Below are 15,353 nucleotides of genomic sequence, written 5' to 3' on the forward strand. Positions count from 1 at the left end.
TAGTCGAAGACGTGACCGACGCCCTTTCCGGACCCTCTTCCGCTTCTCTCGACGACTGGCTGCGGGGCCGGCACGCGCTCACCGGCACGACGCCGGAATGGGACATCGACTCGCTGCCGAGCGAGCCGACCGTGCTGTTCCGTGAGTGGATCATGCGAGCGGACGCTGACGGCGTGCCCGAGCCGCAGACCGCGACGCTCGCGACGGTCGACGCCGACGGAGTCCCCGACGCACGCACGCTCATCCTCAAAGGTGTCGACGAGCGCGGATGGGCATTCGCCGGCACGCGCTCTTCCCGCAAGGCGGCGCAGCTCGGCGATTCTCCCGCGGCCGCGCTCAACTTCTGGTGGCAACCTCAGGTGCGCGCGGTGCGCGTGCGGGGCCGCGTGGAGGAGGCCAGTACCGCGGAGAGCGCAGCCGATCTCGCGGCACGCTCGGCTTCGGCACGCGCGGCGATCGCCCCGGGCGACTGGGCACGCTGGAGGATCGTGCCCCACCGCATCGAGTTCTGGCAGGGGTCGCGGTCACGTCGTCACACGCGCGTCGTGTACGAACCGACCGGAGACGGCTGGACGCACACGGTGGTCCTGGACTGACACCGGCCGGGTGCAGGCTGGGTCAGCGCGCGTCGACCGGTGCGTCGAGGAGTCCGTCTTCGATGTCGGCATCCCTGTCGCGGCGTCGCGGCGGCTTCACGGGTGCGACGATGCCTTCGACGTCTTCGCGATGCTTCACGATCTCGGTGCGGATGATGTAGCCGATGAAGATGAAGCCCATCAGCGCGAAGAGGATCCACTGGATGGCGTACGACAGGTGCGGCCCGGGGTCATCGGTGGGCGACGTGAACCCGCCCAAAGCGTTCTCGGGAGCCGGATCCTCGGCGATCAGCTGTCCGTAGGCGCTGGTGATCACATCGCCGTCGACGAGCGCGGCGATGGTGGGCAGGTTGATCGTCGGGACCTGACCTTCCGGGGCCCCACGCCCGGATGCCGGAACCGGCTCCCCTGGACGCAGACGCACCGTGACCTCGACCTCGCCGGAGGGCGGACGAGCGACGGAATCCGGAGACTCGCCCTCGCCCGGCGGAACCCAGCCGCGGTCCACGATGAACACCCGCCCGTCGACGTCTCGGAACGGCACAAGCACCTCGAAGGCGCTCGTGCCGCCGTGTGGACGGTTGCGCACCAGCAGCTGCTCGTCGAGCAGGTACTCGCCGCGCAGCAGCACCGGGTGCCATTCGTCCCCGGGCTCCAGGGTGTCGTCCGCGCCGATGAGCTCGGCGAGGGGAACAGGATCGGCGTCGTAGTTCTGCTCGACGAGCGCGATCTGCTCGGCGCGTGATTCGTTGCGATCGAACTGCCACTGCGAGAGGAACACGCATCCGGCCGCGAAGCCGATGGCGATGAGCACGTAGACGGACCACCGCGTCAGGCGGCGGTTCATGCGGGCACACCGTCTCGGGTCACGACGGGGAAGTCACGGGCGGCGAGGTAGTCGTGGAGGAATGCGACGTGCTCCTCGCACGCCAGCCACACCTTCTCCCGATCCACGGTGTGGATACGCGGGTTGCGCCACACGACATGCTGCGTCGCCTCGCGCCGACACCCGGCTCGCGAGCATTCGAGTTCTGTCACGCCTCATCCCGCCGGGTCTCTGTGATCCGGAACACCTGCGGTCCGCTTTCCTCGATCACTTCGGGGGCGGGACGTGGTGCCTCGACCTGCAGAGTCGGCGATTCGGCGTCGGCCTCCGTGATGTCGCCACCGGAGTTGGCGAAGACGACGGCGATGTAGGGGAGCACCGCTGCCGCGATCGCGAACACCCACGTGTACCAGCCGTAGGGCTGGATCAGCACCATCAGGAAGAAGCAGGCGATGCGGATCGTCATCGTGATGGCGTAGCGGCGCACACGGTGGTCGCTCTCGGCCTGAGGAGACTCCGGCAGAGAGGTGACGGCGGGTACGGCGCGATTTCTCTTCACGATGGTTCCAGCCTACGCCGGAACTGCTCGCTCGGGGCGCGCTACGAGCGCTCAGCTGTTGATGAGGAAGGGGATCGTGAAGGCCCCGAAGAAGACGAAGCTGACGACGGTCACGATCACCCCGAGGGCCGCGAAGCCGAGCATGATGTAGCCGATGATCAGACCCGCGAACGCGACGCCACGACCACCGATTCCCGGGTTCGCCCTGGTCTGCTTGAGCGCCATGTGCCCGGTGATCACGGCCGCCACCGCAGCCAGGATCGGGAAGACCAGCCAGCTGAAGACGACGCTTGCGATGGCGCAGACGAGCGAGGTGATGGCGAGCCCGCTGGTGGGGCGCGCGACCGGGTACGAGGGGGTGCCGTACGCCGCGTAGGCGCCCGGCTGCTGCGCTGAGTATCCCGGAGGCGTCGCAGGGTTGCCGTAGGCGGGCTGCATCGGAGCCCCCTGAGCAGGCGGCGTCGGAGGTGCCGGAGGGCTGTAGGCGGCGGGAGCCGACGGCGGCGCGGGCTGGCCGTACGCCGGAGCGGCGCCCGGATAGGCCTGAGCGGGGGCCGGGGGCGCATACGGCGGCGCGGGCGGAGCTGGCGGCGGATTCCCTGCCGGTTCGCCTGCGGGCGGGGAGTAGCTGTTGTCGCTCACGCGGATGCCTTTCGTCTCGTTCAGAGTTCCAGTACGGCCCGCTCCTGTCAAACGTCGCTCTCGGGAACGGGAAATGTCGTCCTCGCTAGGATCGAGATGGTTCTGCCCGGAGTCATCGGCCACATCAGGAGAGATACACATGAGTGCTCAGCGCGTCGTCCTCGTCACCGGAGGGAACCGCGGCATCGGTCGCGCGATCGCGGAGCGCTTCGTGCGAGACGGGTACCGGGTCGCCGTGACGGCGCGCAGCGGGGAAGGCCCGGAGGGAACACTCACGGTGCGAGCGGACGTGACGGATGCCGCCGCGCTCGACGCCGCGTTCACCGAGGTCGAGCAGCAGCTCGGTCCGGTCGAGATCGTGGTCGCGAACGCCGGCATCACGAAGGACACCCTGCTGATGCGCATGAGCGAAGACGACTTCGACAGCGTCGTCGCGACGAACCTCGGCGGAACCTTCCGCGTCGTGAAGCGCGCGTCGAAGGGTATGCTGCGGGCGCGCTTCGGTCGCGTCATCCTGATCTCGAGCGTCGTGGGCCTTTACGGCTCCGCCGGGCAGGTGAACTACTCGGCATCCAAGAGCGCACTCGTGGGGTTCGCGCGGTCGCTCACGCGTGAGCTCGGTGCGCGCGGCATCACGGCCAACGTGGTCGCCCCGGGCTTCATCGAGACGGACATGACCGCTGAGCTGCCGGAAGAGACGCAGAAGCAGTACAAGGCGAGCATTCCCGCGGCGCGGTTCGCGACGCCCGACGAGGTCGCCGGCGTCGTCACGTGGCTCGCGGGCGACGACGCGGGGTACATCTCCGGCGCTGTCATCCCGGTCGACGGTGGCCTCGGCATGGGCCACTGACCCACCCTGCCCCTGGCCTGGGCCGTACGGCCGCTCGTCACCATGCCCCGTCGTCAGACGCGATCCACCGCCGCGGCGATGAGCTCGCCCAGGCGCTCCGGCACGGTGAACTGCGGCCAGTGCGCTGACCCGATGCGCACGACCTCGGCGTCGGCGATCGCGCGATATTCGGCGCCGTACGGACCCCAGCCATCGATCTGGGCGTCGAAGGATGCCTGATCGAGATCGCCCATCAGAAGAGTCACGGGCACGCCATAGCGCGCGTCGTCGGACAGTGCGATCAGGTCGGTCGGCACGTGCGCGGGCACGCTTCGCGTGAGCAGTGCCGTGCGCGCTCGGGTGTCGTCGTCGATGTCGTGCACATCTTCGTCGGGGAACGACTCCCATCCGGGGAACGGGACGACTCCGTCACGCACCTCGAACTCACTGATCTCCGTCCCCTGCGGCGGCGGCACGGAGTCGACGAAGACGACTCTTGCGACGCGATCGGCTCGAGCGTCGGCCACGCCCCAGGCGACGTTGCCGCCCCCGCTGTGACCGACGATCACGCAGGGCTCGGCGAGCGCGTCGACCATCTGCACCGCGGCATCCACCCAGTCGGCGATGCCGATCTCGGCCGATGCCGATGCATCGACGCCGACGCCGGGCATCGTGAGGGGATGAACGCGATGCCCTGCTCGTCGAAGCGCGGGGAGCACGTCGTCCCAGCTGGACGCGTCGAGCCAGAGACCGGGGATGAGGATGATATCCATGTGCTGACGCTACGCCGTCCCACTGACATCCGTCCCGACCTGTCGGTCCTCGATCAGGGGAGCAGTGCGATCACCTCGGAGAGGTCGTGCGGGCCGATCACCAGGCTTGCGGCGGCACGGACAGCGGGCTTGGCGTTGAATGCGAGCCCGAGGCCTGCTGCCCCCATCATCTGCAGATCGTTCGCGCCGTCGCCGATCGCGATCGTCGCCGTGTGCGGGACGCCGAGGTCGTCGGCCCACTCCCGCAGTGTGGCGGCTTTGGCGGCCGCATCGACGATCTCGCCGTCCACCTCGCCGACCAGCGCGCCGTCAGCGACGATCAGCCGGTTCGCACGCCATCGATCCACCCCCAGCTCGGGGGCGATGTGGTCGAGGATCTCGTGGAAACCGCCCGAGACGACGCCGACCACACCACCGCGCTCATGCACGGCCGCCGTCAGAGCACGCGCGCCCTCTGTCGGCCGGATGCGCCCGCGCACACGAGCGAACGCCTCGACCGGGACTCCCTGCAGCGCCGCGACGCGGGACCTCAGGCTCGCCGCGAAGTCGACCTCGCCGCGCATCGCCGCTTCGGTCGCCGCCTGCACCTCGGCGCGGCGGCCGGCCTCGTCGGCGAGCAGCTCGATCACCTCATCCTGGATGAGCGTGGAATCGGCATCGAGGACGACGAGGAAGCGCGCAGTGGTCACCCGCACGAGCCTAGCGACCAGGTCGGCGTGCCGACGACGTGTGAACCGCTCAGCGCTCGATGAAGATGCCCTTGCCGACCACGGTGATGCCGGATTCGGTGACGGTGAACCCGCGCGCGAGGTCGCGCTCGCGATCGACGCCCACCGTCGCGCCGTCGGCCAGAACGACGTTCTTGTCGAGGATCGCTCGGTGCACCCGTGACCCAGACCCGATCTGCACGTGGTCGAAGACCACGGAGTCGGTGATCGTCGAGCCCCCGCCGGCGAGCGTCCACGGTCCGACCACGCTGCGCTCAAGATGTGTGCCCGAGAGCACCGATCCGAGTGAGACGATCGAGTCGATCGCGTTGCCGATGCGGCCGACCGAGTCGCGCACGAACTTCGCGGGCGGTGAGTTGACCGCCTGTGAGTGGATCGGCCACTCCATGTTGTAGAGGTTGAAGATCGGGAGCGTCGAGATCAGGTCGCGATGCGCGTCGAAGAACGAGTCGATCGTGCCGACGTCGCGCCAGTACGAGCGGTCGCGGGGAGAGGACCCCGGCACGTCGTTCTGCTTCATGTCGTAGTAGCCGGCCTCGCCTCGATCGACGAAGTACGGAACGATGTCGCCGCCCATGTCGTGGCCGGAGGTCGGAGACTCCCCGTCCGCCTCGACGGCCGCGATCAGCGCGTCGGTGTCGAAGATGTAGTTGCCCATGGACGCCAGCACCTCGTGCGGTGCGTCATCGAGTCCGGTGGGGTCGGCGGGCTTCTCGAGGAACTGCTTGATCAGGCCGGTGCTGGGGTCGGCATCGATGACACCGAACTGCGACGCCAGCGAGATGGGCTGCCGGATGCCGGCGACCGTGGCTTTTGCGCCGGAGGCGATGTGTGCGTCGAGCATCTGCCGGAAGTCCATGCGGTAGACGTGGTCCGCGCCGATCACCACGACGATGTCGGGCTTCTCGTCGTTGATCAGGTTCAGGCTCTGCAGGATGGCGTCGGCCGAGCCCGAGAACCACCGCTTGCCCAGTCGTTGCTGCGCGGGCACCGAGGCGACGTACGAGTCCAGCAGCGCCGACATGCGCCACGTCTGCGAGATGTGGCGGTCGAGGCTGTGCGACTTGTACTGCGTGAGCACGACGACCTGACGCAGACCGGAGTTGATGAGATTGGAGATCGCGAAATCGATCAAGCGGTACTGCCCGCCGAAGGGGACTGCGGGTTTCGCCCTGTCCGCCGTGAGCGGCATGAGGCGCTTGCCCTCGCCCCCGGCGAGGATGATCCCGAAAACCTTCTTTGGAGCCGACATGGCTCCACCCTAGATGCCATTCCGCTCGCTGTACTAGCGTTCAGACATGCGAGTCGAAATGATCACCAAGGAGTATCCGCCGGAGATCTATGGCGGTGCCGGTGTCCATGTCGCCGAGCTCGTCACAGCGCTCCGTACGAGCATCGAGGTGCAGGTCCGCGCCTTCGGCGCGCCGCGCGACGAGGAGGGAACCGCCTCCTACCAGGCGCCCGCGAGCCTCGCCTCAGCGAACGGCGCGCTGCAGACGCTCGGCACCGACCTCGAGATCGTCGCCGCGATCTCCTCGGCCGACATCGTGCACAGCCACACCTGGTACGCGAACTTCGCCGGGCACCTGGCGTCCCAGCTGCACGGCATCCCTCATGTGCTCACCGCGCACAGCCTGGAGCCGCTGCGGCCCTGGAAGGCCGAGCAGCTCGGTGGCGGATACGCGGTGTCGAGCGGCATCGAGAAGCTCGCCTACGAGAACGCCGCCGCCGTCATCGCGGTCAGCGCGGGCATGCGCGCCGACATCCTGCGCAGTTACCCGCAGGTCGACCCGGAGCGCGTGCGCGTCATCCACAACGGCATCGACGTCGAACGATGGCGTCCCGTGCAGGATGCCGCGTTCCTCGAGTCGATCGGCATGGACGCGTCCCGCCCCTCTGTCGTCTTCGTCGGCCGTATCACCCGCCAGAAGGGTCTGCCGTACCTGCTGCAGGCCGCGCGACTGCTGCCTCCCGAGGTGCAGCTCGTGCTGTGCGCCGGCGCCCCCGACACCCCCGAGATCCTCGCCGAGGTGCAGGAGGGCGTGCGCCTTCTGCAGCAGACCAGGGACGGCGTGATCTGGATCGATCGGATGCTGCCGCGCGACGAGCTCTCGGCCATCCTGACGGCCGCCACGACGTTCGTGTGCCCGTCGGTGTACGAGCCTCTCGGCATCGTCAACCTGGAAGCCATGGCCTGCGGCGCCGCGGTCGTGGGAACGGCCACCGGCGGCATCCCCGAGGTGGTCGCCGACGGCGTCACCGGACGGCTGGTCCCGATCGACCAGGTGCAGGACGGCACCGGCACCCCTGTCGACCCGGACCGCTACGTCGCCGATCTGGCCGCGGTGCTGACCGAGGTGTCGTCCGATCCCGAGCGCGCGCGGCAGTACGGCGAGGCCGGTCGCGAGCGGGCACGCGAGGACTTCAGCTGGGCTGCGATCGCCGACACGACCCGCGCGCTGTACGCGGAGCTCAGCGCCTGAGCCGATAGGCTGGCGGTATGTCGAGCGCCCTGGAATTCACCGACGTCGTCGTGCGCCGCGAGGGGCGCAACATCATCGATCACGTGACCTGGCAGGTCGCAGACGATCAGCGCTGGGTGATCCTCGGCCCGAACGGTGCAGGCAAGACGACGGTGCTGCAGCTGGCCGACACGCTGATGCACCCGACGTCGGGAACCATCACGGTCCTCGGCGAGACACTCGGTCGCACGGATGTGTTCGAGCTGCGTCCGCGGATCGGATTCGCGTCATCCGCCATGGCCAAGCGCATCCCCCGCGACGAGACCGTGTTGAACACCGTGCTGACCGCCGCGTTCTCGGTGCTCGGCCGCTGGAACGAGGACTACGAGGACATCGACGAGCGTCGCGCGATGCGTGTGTTGGGGGAGTGGCGCCTGGACCACCTCGCCGAGCGCACGTTCGGAACGCTGAGCGACGGTGAGCAGAAGCGCGTGCAGATCGCGCGTGCTGTGATGACCGACCCGGAGCTGCTGCTGCTCGACGAGCCGACCGCTTCGCTCGACCTGGGCTCCCGCGAGGAGCTGCTCGCGCTGCTCACCGGGTACGCGTCGTCGCCGACGACTCCCGCGATGCTGATGGTGACGCATCATGTCGAGGAGATCCCGCTCGGATTCACGCACGTGCTGCTGCTGCGCGAGGGCCGTGTGGTCGCCGCCGGTCCGATCGAGCAGACGCTGACGGCCGAGAATCTGACTGAGTCGTTCGGCATGCCGATCGTGCTCTCGAGCGACGCCGGTCGCTACGCTGCGCGCGCGGCGCTCTGAGACGAGTTCTGCTAGACTCGACCCTTGGTGCTCTCTGCGCCACAGACTTCCCTCGTCCCTGGCACAATCCAGGGCAGCAACTAAGGAATCCCATGAAGACTGACATTCACCCCGAGTACCGGGCCATCGTTTTCCGCGACCTCGGTTCGGGCGAGACGTTCCTCACCCGCTCCACCGTGACCAGCGACAAGACCATCGAGCTGGACGGTGTCGAGTACCCGGTCATCGACGTCGAGATCTCGTCGGCGTCGCACCCGTTCTACACGGGTAAGCAGCGCATCATGGACTCGGCCGGTCGTGTCGAGAAGTTCAACCAGCGCTTCAAGGGCTTCGGCGGCTCCTCCAACTGAGGTCCGTCACCAGAAGGCCCCGCACTCTTCGGCGTGCGGGGCCTTCTGTCGTTGAACGGGCACTGCCAGGTGTCGCTTATGGCCGCTACGCGGGCGCGGGAGCGGCCCTTCGCGACCCGTGCGCGCGAGCAGGGGTCGCAGATGGCCGCTACGCGGGCGCGGATGCGGCCATCTGCGACACTCGCGAGCGCGAGGAGGGCGCGAGATCAGCGGATGCGGCGCTGCTGCGCAAGCTCGATGAGGCGGCCGAGCACCGGGCCGGAGCGGAGTCCGTTGTGCTCGTGCTCGCTCGTGATCCACAGCTGCACGTTCGGCAGCAGCTCAGCGGTCTCGAGCGCGAACTCGAGCGGAACATACACGTCGTTCACGTAGACCGCAGAGGCGCCGATGGCTCCGGATGACGCGATCGCGGCCCCGTCGTAGATTTGCGGCCATGCGAAGTCCGCGAGCTCGAGAGCGACGTCGCGCCACGGCTGAAACGCGGGCACCGTCTCGGTCCACTCGCGCCGCACGTGCTCGCCGGTGAACAGTGTGACGTCGTCGCGGAAGTCCGCGGGCTCTGTGCGCTCGGCCGACCAGCGCGTGGCGTGCCCGTCGGCGTAGCTGGACTCGTGGAACGCGAAGTACAGCGGATTCCGGCCACCGTACGGCATCGCGTTCGCGAGGTCGTAGCGGAATGCGTTCGAGCGCGGATCGCGCTCGAGCAGCGACCACACCGTCTGCCAGCCGTCGTTCACGCCGAGGGCCGAGCCCATCGACCGCAGCCGTGACGGCGACACGATCTCGCCATCGGGCAGGACGATGTCACCGGCGGCCGCTCGGTCGACGAGGCGCCGCATGACGTCGCGGTGCTCGGGGAAGCGACGGTAGTAGCGCTCGGAGGCGGCGCGCATCTTGTCGTAGCAGAGCGCGTAGACGTCGTCGGGGTGTCGTCCGACCGCACTGAGGCCGCCGGTGATGAAGACGTCGGTGAGAGATGCGCTGTCGGTCGAGAGGTACGCCAGCGTGGTGAAGCCGCCGAAGGACTGGCCCAGCACGCTCCACGCCGACGCTCCCAGGTGCTCGCGCACCGCTTCGCAGTCGCGCACGATCGCGTCGGCGCGCAGGTGCGTGAGGTGTTCGGCGACCGCCGCGGACCCACGTGCGAGATCGTCGTCTCCGACCGGCGTCGACCGTCCGGTCCCTCGCTGGTCCAGCAGGACGACGCGGTAGTGCGCCAGCGCCTCGTCGAGCCACCCGGGGGCGGCGGGGCCGTGGAACGGTCGGGGCGCCTCGTGCCCGGGGCCACCCTGCAGGAACACGAGGTACGGGAGGGACTCACCGCCCTCGCGCGACACCACCGCAGCGAAGATGTCGATCGTGCGGGAGTCGGACGGATCACCCCACACCAGGGGAACGGTGAGCGTGTGCTCTTCGACGGTCAGATCCAGAAGGTGACGGACAACGGTGCTCACCCGTCGAGCCTAGCGCCGCGGCATCCGCTCGTCGAAGGGCTGGATCACATCACGTTGCCGATGTAGGAGTACTTGACGAAGACCTCGGCAGCGATGCCCGATTCGTCGAGCACGCCCTGCACCGCGTTCATCATGTAGTTCGAGTCCCAGCCCATGTAGAGGAAGTGCCCGTCGTCGAGCGCATCCCACTGGCCCTTCCACGCCATGTCCGTGTAGATCGGACCGCCGTGGGCCGCGCAGTAGCGCAGCGCGGCGTCGGTCGTGTCGGTCCAGGCGCGCCGGAACACACGGTTGAACAGGGCGCGGACGTCGAAGACCTCCCAGCGCTCACCGCGGTACTCGACGTAGTCGAACTCACGCTCCCACCCCGCCGGCCAGCCACGACGGCGCACGGCGTCGAGGATCGGGGTGAGGCCGTCGTCGTCGATCTCGGGCAGCGCGGGTCGCGCCCAGATCTGCAGCAGATCTCGGGTCAGGCGCACGGTGCGCCGCGTGATCGCCGACGTGTCCCAGACAAGCGTGTCCTCGAGCTCCCGCGTCGCGGCGAGGGCGCTGCGCGCGTACGCCTCGGCCCGCTTGACGGGGTAGGAGGCACCGAACACGCGCTCCGTCAGTCCGGACTCGAGCAGCGTGAGGTTGCCGAGCGTCGGCGCCAGCGCCCGATGGCTGTTCTGCTCGTCGTCGCTGTACTCGCTCCAGGGCCGCTCGCCGTCGCCCGACCAGGTGTCAGCGGGCACGGCGGGCACGATGTGTTCCACGTCGTAGTCCGTCGGGTCATCGACGCCCTGCAGCCGACCGAGCACGTACGCGGCGTGGGGGAGAGCGCTGTACTTGAGCACGGCGCTCACGCGCTCGTCGGAGGGCGTGATGCGCGCGAATGCCCGGGCCAGGGCGTCGCGCCCGTCGCGACGTGCGCGGCAGAGACGCGCGATCAGCCGTTCGTTCGGCAACCCCACCAGCGTGCGACGGAGGAAGAGCGCCTGAATCCACTCCAGCGTCTCGATCAGCTCAGCGCGGGGCACCAGGCCGCGCGCGTGATCGCTGTACACGCGCAGGATGAGCGGGTACGCCGAACGGCCGAAGGTGTTCACATGGCGCAGCTGGTGCGCGATCTCGGTGTCGGTCTCCTGAGTGGGGTCGAGGAGGATGCCGTAGATCTGGGCATAGTGGCGCCAGGTCTCGGCGTGTGCCTGCAGGTCGTCGACGTCGACGTGCGGGAACGACTGGCGGAACGCACTGTAGACACCGTGTTCGCCGTTCGCGGCCACCTCGCGCCCCGTGGTCATCACGAGGAAGTGCCGCCAGAAGGCGCCGATCGCCTCGCCCGTGTGCTGCTCGATGGGCAGCCAGTACTGCGCCTCGACGTCGAGCTGCTCTCGGTGCGTGAGCCCCATCAGGATGTAGTTGTGGATGAGCTCGTGGTCGCGCAGGGGCTCGCCCGTGGAGTTGAGGCTCTCGAAGATCTGCTGCGCGTTGGCCTGAGCGCCGAGGGTGATCGACACATGCTCCAGCTTCTGCAGCCCGCGCCAGATGGACGGGGCCTCATCGGCGTGGATCTGGCTGCGGAAGAAGGCGTAGTTGTCGTCGAAGCGGGACTCGCGATCGGCGTCGTCGCGTCGGTCGAGCACCACGGACTCGTACAGGTCGGCCCAGGCGTCGTGCGGACGCAGCTTGGTGCGGGACGGTTCGTCCTGACGCACCAGCACGCGCTCGAGTTCGACGGCGAGCGCCGGGTCGGCCTCCTTGACCGCGTGGTGCAGCGATGCCACCAGGAGCATGAGCGTCGTGATGCGCTGCTGCCCGTCGATGAGGATCAGGTCGTGCTCGGTGGTGTGCCCGTCGGCGCCGGTGTCGTGCGCAGACAGGATGGAGCCGATGAAGTGCCGATGCGCGTCGTCCTCTCGCGCCACCGCACGGACGTCCGAGAGCAGCCGCTCGCATCCACCGATGTCCCAGCGGTACTGACGCTGGTACACGGGGACCACGATGGTGGTGGAACCGGCCGCAAGCCACTCGATCGTGTTGACTGCTGTCGCCTCGACGTTGGTGGCGGTGCTCATGCTGGTGTCTCGTCCTCCCGTGTCGCCGGGCGCCGAGGACTCGCCGGGCGCCCGATTCAGTCTATTCGGATATTCACGGCGCCCCTCCGAGGAGCGCCCGGGGCTCGCTGTTAGGCTTGCCTTATCAGGGCCTGTTAAAACGTGCTGGCCCCCGATGAAAGGACATGACGTAGATCATGGGTTATATCAAGTCCGCAGCGCTCGAGGAAAAGGGCTTCGTCGTCCTCGACAGCTACAACCAGGAGCTCGACCCCAAAGAGTGGCTCGACATCGAGTACAACGACTGGAAGTCGTCGGGTGACACGCGCTTCGCTCCGCTCGCGAGCGCATTCGGAGACATCGAGTGCAACGGCTTCTGGAACCACAAGCCGCCGCGCACCGACAAGGACGGCGTGTGGATCGACTCGCAGGTCGAGAAGGCCCCGAATCTGACCCGTCGCGCGCAGGAGCCGGGCGCCAATGTCGGGCGATGCCGCGTCATCGAGCTGCAGCCGACGCCGTACGGCGAGTGCCTCTACAACCTGCACCAGGATGACAACAACCGTCTGAACCCCGACGGCACAGGCTGGGTCGTGCGTGGGTTCTTCAACCTCACAGACGACAAGGACAGCTACTTCGTGCTGCGCGAGAACCGCACCGACCCGAGCATCGAGTACCGCCTCGCTCTGCCGGCCGGAGCGCAGCTGATCGTCGACACCCAGCGTCTGTGGCACGCGGCCACCCACAACGGCACCGACCCGCGCTACTGCCTGATCACGTCGTGGACCTCGGGTCCCGAGCTCGACGCTTACATCGAGAAGTACAACGGCACCGACGACGTGCCCAACGTCGAGGTCCCGCAGGACGTCCTCGAGGCCGGCTATGCCGAGCAGGCCCGCAAGGATGCCGCGCGCGCGGCCTACTACGCGGCCAAGGGTCAGCAGGTCAAGCAGGCGATGAGCGAGGCCTGAGCACTCGTACTAGCAGCTCCTCGGCGGCTGATCGAGCCTGTCGCAGCTCAGAAGGCCCCGGTCACGATGACCGGGGCCTTCTCCGTGGAATGACACGCTTGTGATTTCGGGTGGACTGGGCGAGAATGGGCCCATAACCGCATATTGTCGCCACACTTCGTGGTTCAGGTCGTTGGGGAAGACGCACCTGATGAAACGGAGAGATCATGGCGACGGCTTACGCACGCGGAGTGGTGTACATCCACTCGGCACCACGCGCGCTCTGCCCGCACCTCGAATGGGCGGTCGGACGCGCTATCGGTCGCGCAGTGAACTTCGACTGGGCTGACCAACCCGTGCTCGACGGCGCGCGACGCGCCGAATTCTACTGGGACGGCCCGGTCGGCACCGGCGCTGCTCTCGCGACCGCGATCCGCGGCTGGGAGCATCTGCGCTTCGAGGTCACGGAAGATCCCATGCCCGGAAGCGACGGCGGGCGTTGGCTGCACACGCCCGATCTCGGCATCCACTTCGCACAGACCGACACCGCCGGCAACATCGTCATAGGCGAGGACCGGATCCGCTACGCGATGGAGATCGCCGCCGGCAACGCGCTCGAGCTGCAGCGCGAACTCGATATCGCCCTCGGGTCCGCCTGGGACGAGGAGCTCGAGCCCTTCCGCCACGCCAGCGACGATGCTCGTGTCGTCTGGCTCCACAAGGTCGGCTGAGGTCGACCCCGAGACCTGGAGGGGGAGGCCGAGTATCGGACGCCGGTGACATGTCCCGGACCCTGAGAAACGTATCCCGCTCCCTGTGACGAGAACCCCGCCTCCGATTCGGAGACGGGGTTCTCGCCGTCCCACGCGGGGTGAACCTCAGATCACCGCCGCGTGCGACGCTTCGGCGAAGCGAGCCGACGCACCGTCGCGCACGTCCTGCCACGCGAGACGCAGACGCTGCATCGCGTCGGACGTGCGCTCGGGCGGATGGGTGATCGGGATGCGCAGGTAGCGCTCGAGCACGCCGCCGGTCGAGAAGCGCGGCCCCGGTGGGGCGATCAACTGACGATCACGCGCGGCGAGCGAGAGCCGTGTCGAGATCGGCGCGCCCAGGTCGATCCAGGCCGACAGGCCGCCGGGCGTGGTCGGCATGTGCAGGTCTCCGATCCTCGCGAGCCCGGCTGTCACCGCCTCTCGCCCGGCGTGCAGTCGTGCACGCACATGGGCGGTCAGCGCCGGCATCTCGTCGAGCAGCTCGACCGCGATGCACTGGTCGAGCAGAGCGGTTCCCAGCTCGAACGACGGACGGACGGCGAGCAGCTGCGCGATGAGTGACCGCTCAGCGCGGATCCAGCCCAGGCGCAGCCCGCCCCAGGCGATCTTCGACATCGAGCCCACCGTGACCACCGCCGGGCTGAAGGCGGACATCGGCAGCGGAGCCCAGCCGCGGTCGATGTCGAGTTCGGTCGTCGTCTCGTCGGCGATCAGGTGGGTACCGGTGTTGCGTGCCGTGGCGGCCACCCGCGCCCGGTCCTCATCGCTCATGCTGGCGCCCGTCGGGTTGTGGAAGTCGGGGATCAGATAGGCGACCAGGGGGCGGGAGCGCAGCAGCAGATCCGTGAGGTGCGGTGCGTCCCAGCCGGCGACGCCCACCGGAGTGGGCAGCAGCCGGTATCCGTTGCGATGGAGCGCATCGAGCGCGTGGGGGAACGTCGGCTGCTCGACGACTGCGCGTTCACCGCGTCGCCCCAGGGTCGCCAGGATCAGGTTCACCGCATTCAGCGCACCCGAGGTGATGATGATCTCGTCAGCGGTGGTGGGCACGCCGCGCTCGGTGAACCGCTGGGCCACCGCGTCGCGCAGCTCCGGCAGGCCGCGCAGCGAATAGCCGCTCGTGCTGCGGAGCGCCGCGAGACGGGGAAGCGAGCGGACGGTGGCATCGTAGAGGCCGGGTGTCGAGTCCATCGACGCGATCGACAGGTCGATCGCCGACTCGTCCTCGGCGTCGAACGGCGCGTCATCGGCGTGCGGCAGCGCGACACGCGTGCCGCCGCCGTGCAGCCGAGTCACGTAGCCGTCGCGCTCGAGCAGACTGTAGGCGCGGGTGATGGTTGAACGGGAGCGGCGCAACTCCAGCGCGAGGGCGCGCTCGCTGGGCAAACGCTCACCGACGGTCAATCGGCCGTCGAGGATGAGCGCGCGGATCTGCCCCGCGAGGGCTGCGGCGGTCGATCCCGCGGCGTTCTGCACTCCGAGCTGCTCCACCAGGCGTGAGGTCATGAGTCCAGCATGCCGCAAAGTGGACTGGTTTCTGCAGAC

17 protein-coding genes are annotated in these 15,353 nt (G+C 68.4%); 7 read left to right on the plus strand and 10 right to left on the minus strand.

Translation table 11 applies throughout. The features are described 5' to 3' along the window. The first annotated feature begins 11 nt into the window (after positions 1–11). Positions 12–596 carry a pyridoxamine 5'-phosphate oxidase family protein gene (locus tag AC2D10_RS01760; RefSeq protein ID WP_484710085.1) on the plus strand — a complete coding sequence of 195 codons (585 nt, stop codon included), beginning with the start codon at positions 12–14 and terminating at the stop codon, positions 594–596. Positions 597–618: 22 nt separating this feature from the next. Here AC2D10_RS01760 and AC2D10_RS01765 read toward each other — a convergent pair whose 3' ends face one another. From AC2D10_RS01765 to AC2D10_RS01780, 4 genes are read right to left on the minus strand one after another with little or no spacing between them, the layout of a single operon-like run. Then, positions 619–1,443 (minus strand): SURF1 family cytochrome oxidase biogenesis protein, encoded by an 825-nt coding sequence (locus AC2D10_RS01765; protein ID WP_484710086.1) that lies wholly within the window; start codon positions 1,441–1,443, stop codon positions 619–621. Next, positions 1,440–1,634, minus strand: a complete 195-nt coding sequence (locus tag AC2D10_RS01770; protein ID WP_484710089.1) for a hypothetical protein — start codon at positions 1,632–1,634, stop codon at positions 1,440–1,442. Before AC2D10_RS01770 ends, AC2D10_RS01765 begins: the two co-directional genes overlap by 4 nt. Next, complete coding sequence (locus AC2D10_RS01775; RefSeq protein WP_484710091.1) at positions 1,631–1,981, minus strand: DUF3099 domain-containing protein; 351 nt, start codon at positions 1,979–1,981, stop codon at positions 1,631–1,633. The genes AC2D10_RS01770 and AC2D10_RS01775 overlap by 4 nt, the downstream gene beginning before the upstream one ends. Before the next feature lie 51 nt (positions 1,982–2,032). Beyond that, positions 2,033–2,623 (minus strand): DUF4190 domain-containing protein, encoded by a 591-nt coding sequence (locus AC2D10_RS01780; RefSeq protein ID WP_484710093.1) that lies wholly within the window; start codon positions 2,621–2,623, stop codon positions 2,033–2,035. A 139-nt stretch (positions 2,624–2,762) separates the two neighbouring features. Between AC2D10_RS01780 and AC2D10_RS01785 the strand changes: the two genes are divergently transcribed. Beyond that, entirely contained in the window at positions 2,763–3,473 is a 711-nt protein-coding gene (locus AC2D10_RS01785; protein WP_484710094.1) for a beta-ketoacyl-ACP reductase, read from the plus strand. A gap of 53 nt (positions 3,474–3,526) precedes the next feature. On the opposite strand, the gene AC2D10_RS01790 is transcribed toward AC2D10_RS01785, so the two are convergent. Genes AC2D10_RS01790 through AC2D10_RS01800 form a run of 3 tightly spaced genes read right to left on the minus strand, consistent with a single transcriptional unit; the run spans position 3,527 to position 6,205 of the window. Then, positions 3,527–4,225 carry an alpha/beta fold hydrolase gene (locus AC2D10_RS01790; RefSeq protein ID WP_484710095.1) on the minus strand — a complete coding sequence of 233 codons (699 nt, stop codon included), beginning with the start codon at positions 4,223–4,225 and terminating at the stop codon, positions 3,527–3,529. 53 nt (positions 4,226–4,278) lie between these two features. After that, positions 4,279–4,914, minus strand: a complete 636-nt coding sequence (gene serB / locus AC2D10_RS01795; RefSeq protein WP_484710097.1) for a phosphoserine phosphatase SerB — start codon at positions 4,912–4,914, stop codon at positions 4,279–4,281. A 49-nt stretch (positions 4,915–4,963) separates the two neighbouring features. Continuing rightward, complete coding sequence (locus AC2D10_RS01800) at positions 4,964–6,205, minus strand: glucose-1-phosphate adenylyltransferase (RefSeq protein WP_484710098.1); 1,242 nt, start codon at positions 6,203–6,205, stop codon at positions 4,964–4,966. A gap of 46 nt (positions 6,206–6,251) precedes the next feature. Between AC2D10_RS01800 and glgA the strand changes: the two genes are divergently transcribed. The 3 genes from glgA to AC2D10_RS01815 all read left to right on the plus strand — a co-directional run bounded on the left by glgA (position 6,252) and on the right by AC2D10_RS01815 (position 8,589). Further along, positions 6,252–7,436, plus strand: a complete 1,185-nt coding sequence (gene glgA, locus AC2D10_RS01805) for a glycogen synthase (protein ID WP_484710099.1) — start codon at positions 6,252–6,254, stop codon at positions 7,434–7,436. A gap of 17 nt (positions 7,437–7,453) precedes the next feature. Further along, the gene (locus AC2D10_RS01810; protein WP_484710100.1) at positions 7,454–8,239 is read left to right on the plus strand and encodes an ABC transporter ATP-binding protein; all 786 of its coding nucleotides are present in this window, start codon (positions 7,454–7,456) and stop codon (positions 8,237–8,239) included. Between the two features lie 92 nt (positions 8,240–8,331). After that, positions 8,332–8,589 carry a type B 50S ribosomal protein L31 gene (locus AC2D10_RS01815; protein WP_141871829.1) on the plus strand — a complete coding sequence of 86 codons (258 nt, stop codon included), beginning with the start codon at positions 8,332–8,334 and terminating at the stop codon, positions 8,587–8,589. A 206-nt stretch (positions 8,590–8,795) separates the two neighbouring features. On the opposite strand, the gene AC2D10_RS01820 is transcribed toward AC2D10_RS01815, so the two are convergent. Together AC2D10_RS01820 and AC2D10_RS01825 are read right to left on the minus strand one after the other, a co-directional pair. Then, complete coding sequence (locus AC2D10_RS01820) at positions 8,796–10,043, minus strand: alpha/beta fold hydrolase (RefSeq protein WP_484710101.1); 1,248 nt, start codon at positions 10,041–10,043, stop codon at positions 8,796–8,798. Positions 10,044–10,087: 44 nt separating this feature from the next. After that, the gene (locus AC2D10_RS01825; RefSeq protein ID WP_484710103.1) at positions 10,088–12,103 is read right to left on the minus strand and encodes a DUF262 domain-containing protein; all 2,016 of its coding nucleotides are present in this window, start codon (positions 12,101–12,103) and stop codon (positions 10,088–10,090) included. 176 nt (positions 12,104–12,279) lie between these two features. On the opposite strand from AC2D10_RS01825, the gene AC2D10_RS01830 reads away from it, so the two are divergent. Beyond that, the gene (locus tag AC2D10_RS01830; protein ID WP_484710104.1) at positions 12,280–13,053 is read left to right on the plus strand and encodes a hypothetical protein; all 774 of its coding nucleotides are present in this window, start codon (positions 12,280–12,282) and stop codon (positions 13,051–13,053) included. A gap of 206 nt (positions 13,054–13,259) precedes the next feature. After that, positions 13,260–13,763, plus strand: a complete 504-nt coding sequence (locus tag AC2D10_RS01835) for a DUF3145 domain-containing protein (protein ID WP_484710105.1) — start codon at positions 13,260–13,262, stop codon at positions 13,761–13,763. A 147-nt stretch (positions 13,764–13,910) separates the two neighbouring features. Here the strand turns inward: AC2D10_RS01835 and yczR are convergent, their stop codons facing one another. Further along, a complete protein-coding gene (yczR, locus tag AC2D10_RS01840) occupies positions 13,911–15,314 on the minus strand; it encodes a MocR-like transcription factor YczR (RefSeq protein WP_484710106.1) in 1,404 nt (467 codons plus the stop codon). Between the last annotated feature and the right edge of the window lie 39 nt (positions 15,315–15,353).

This window comes from Microbacterium sp. PI-SA-G (assembly GCF_057215335.1).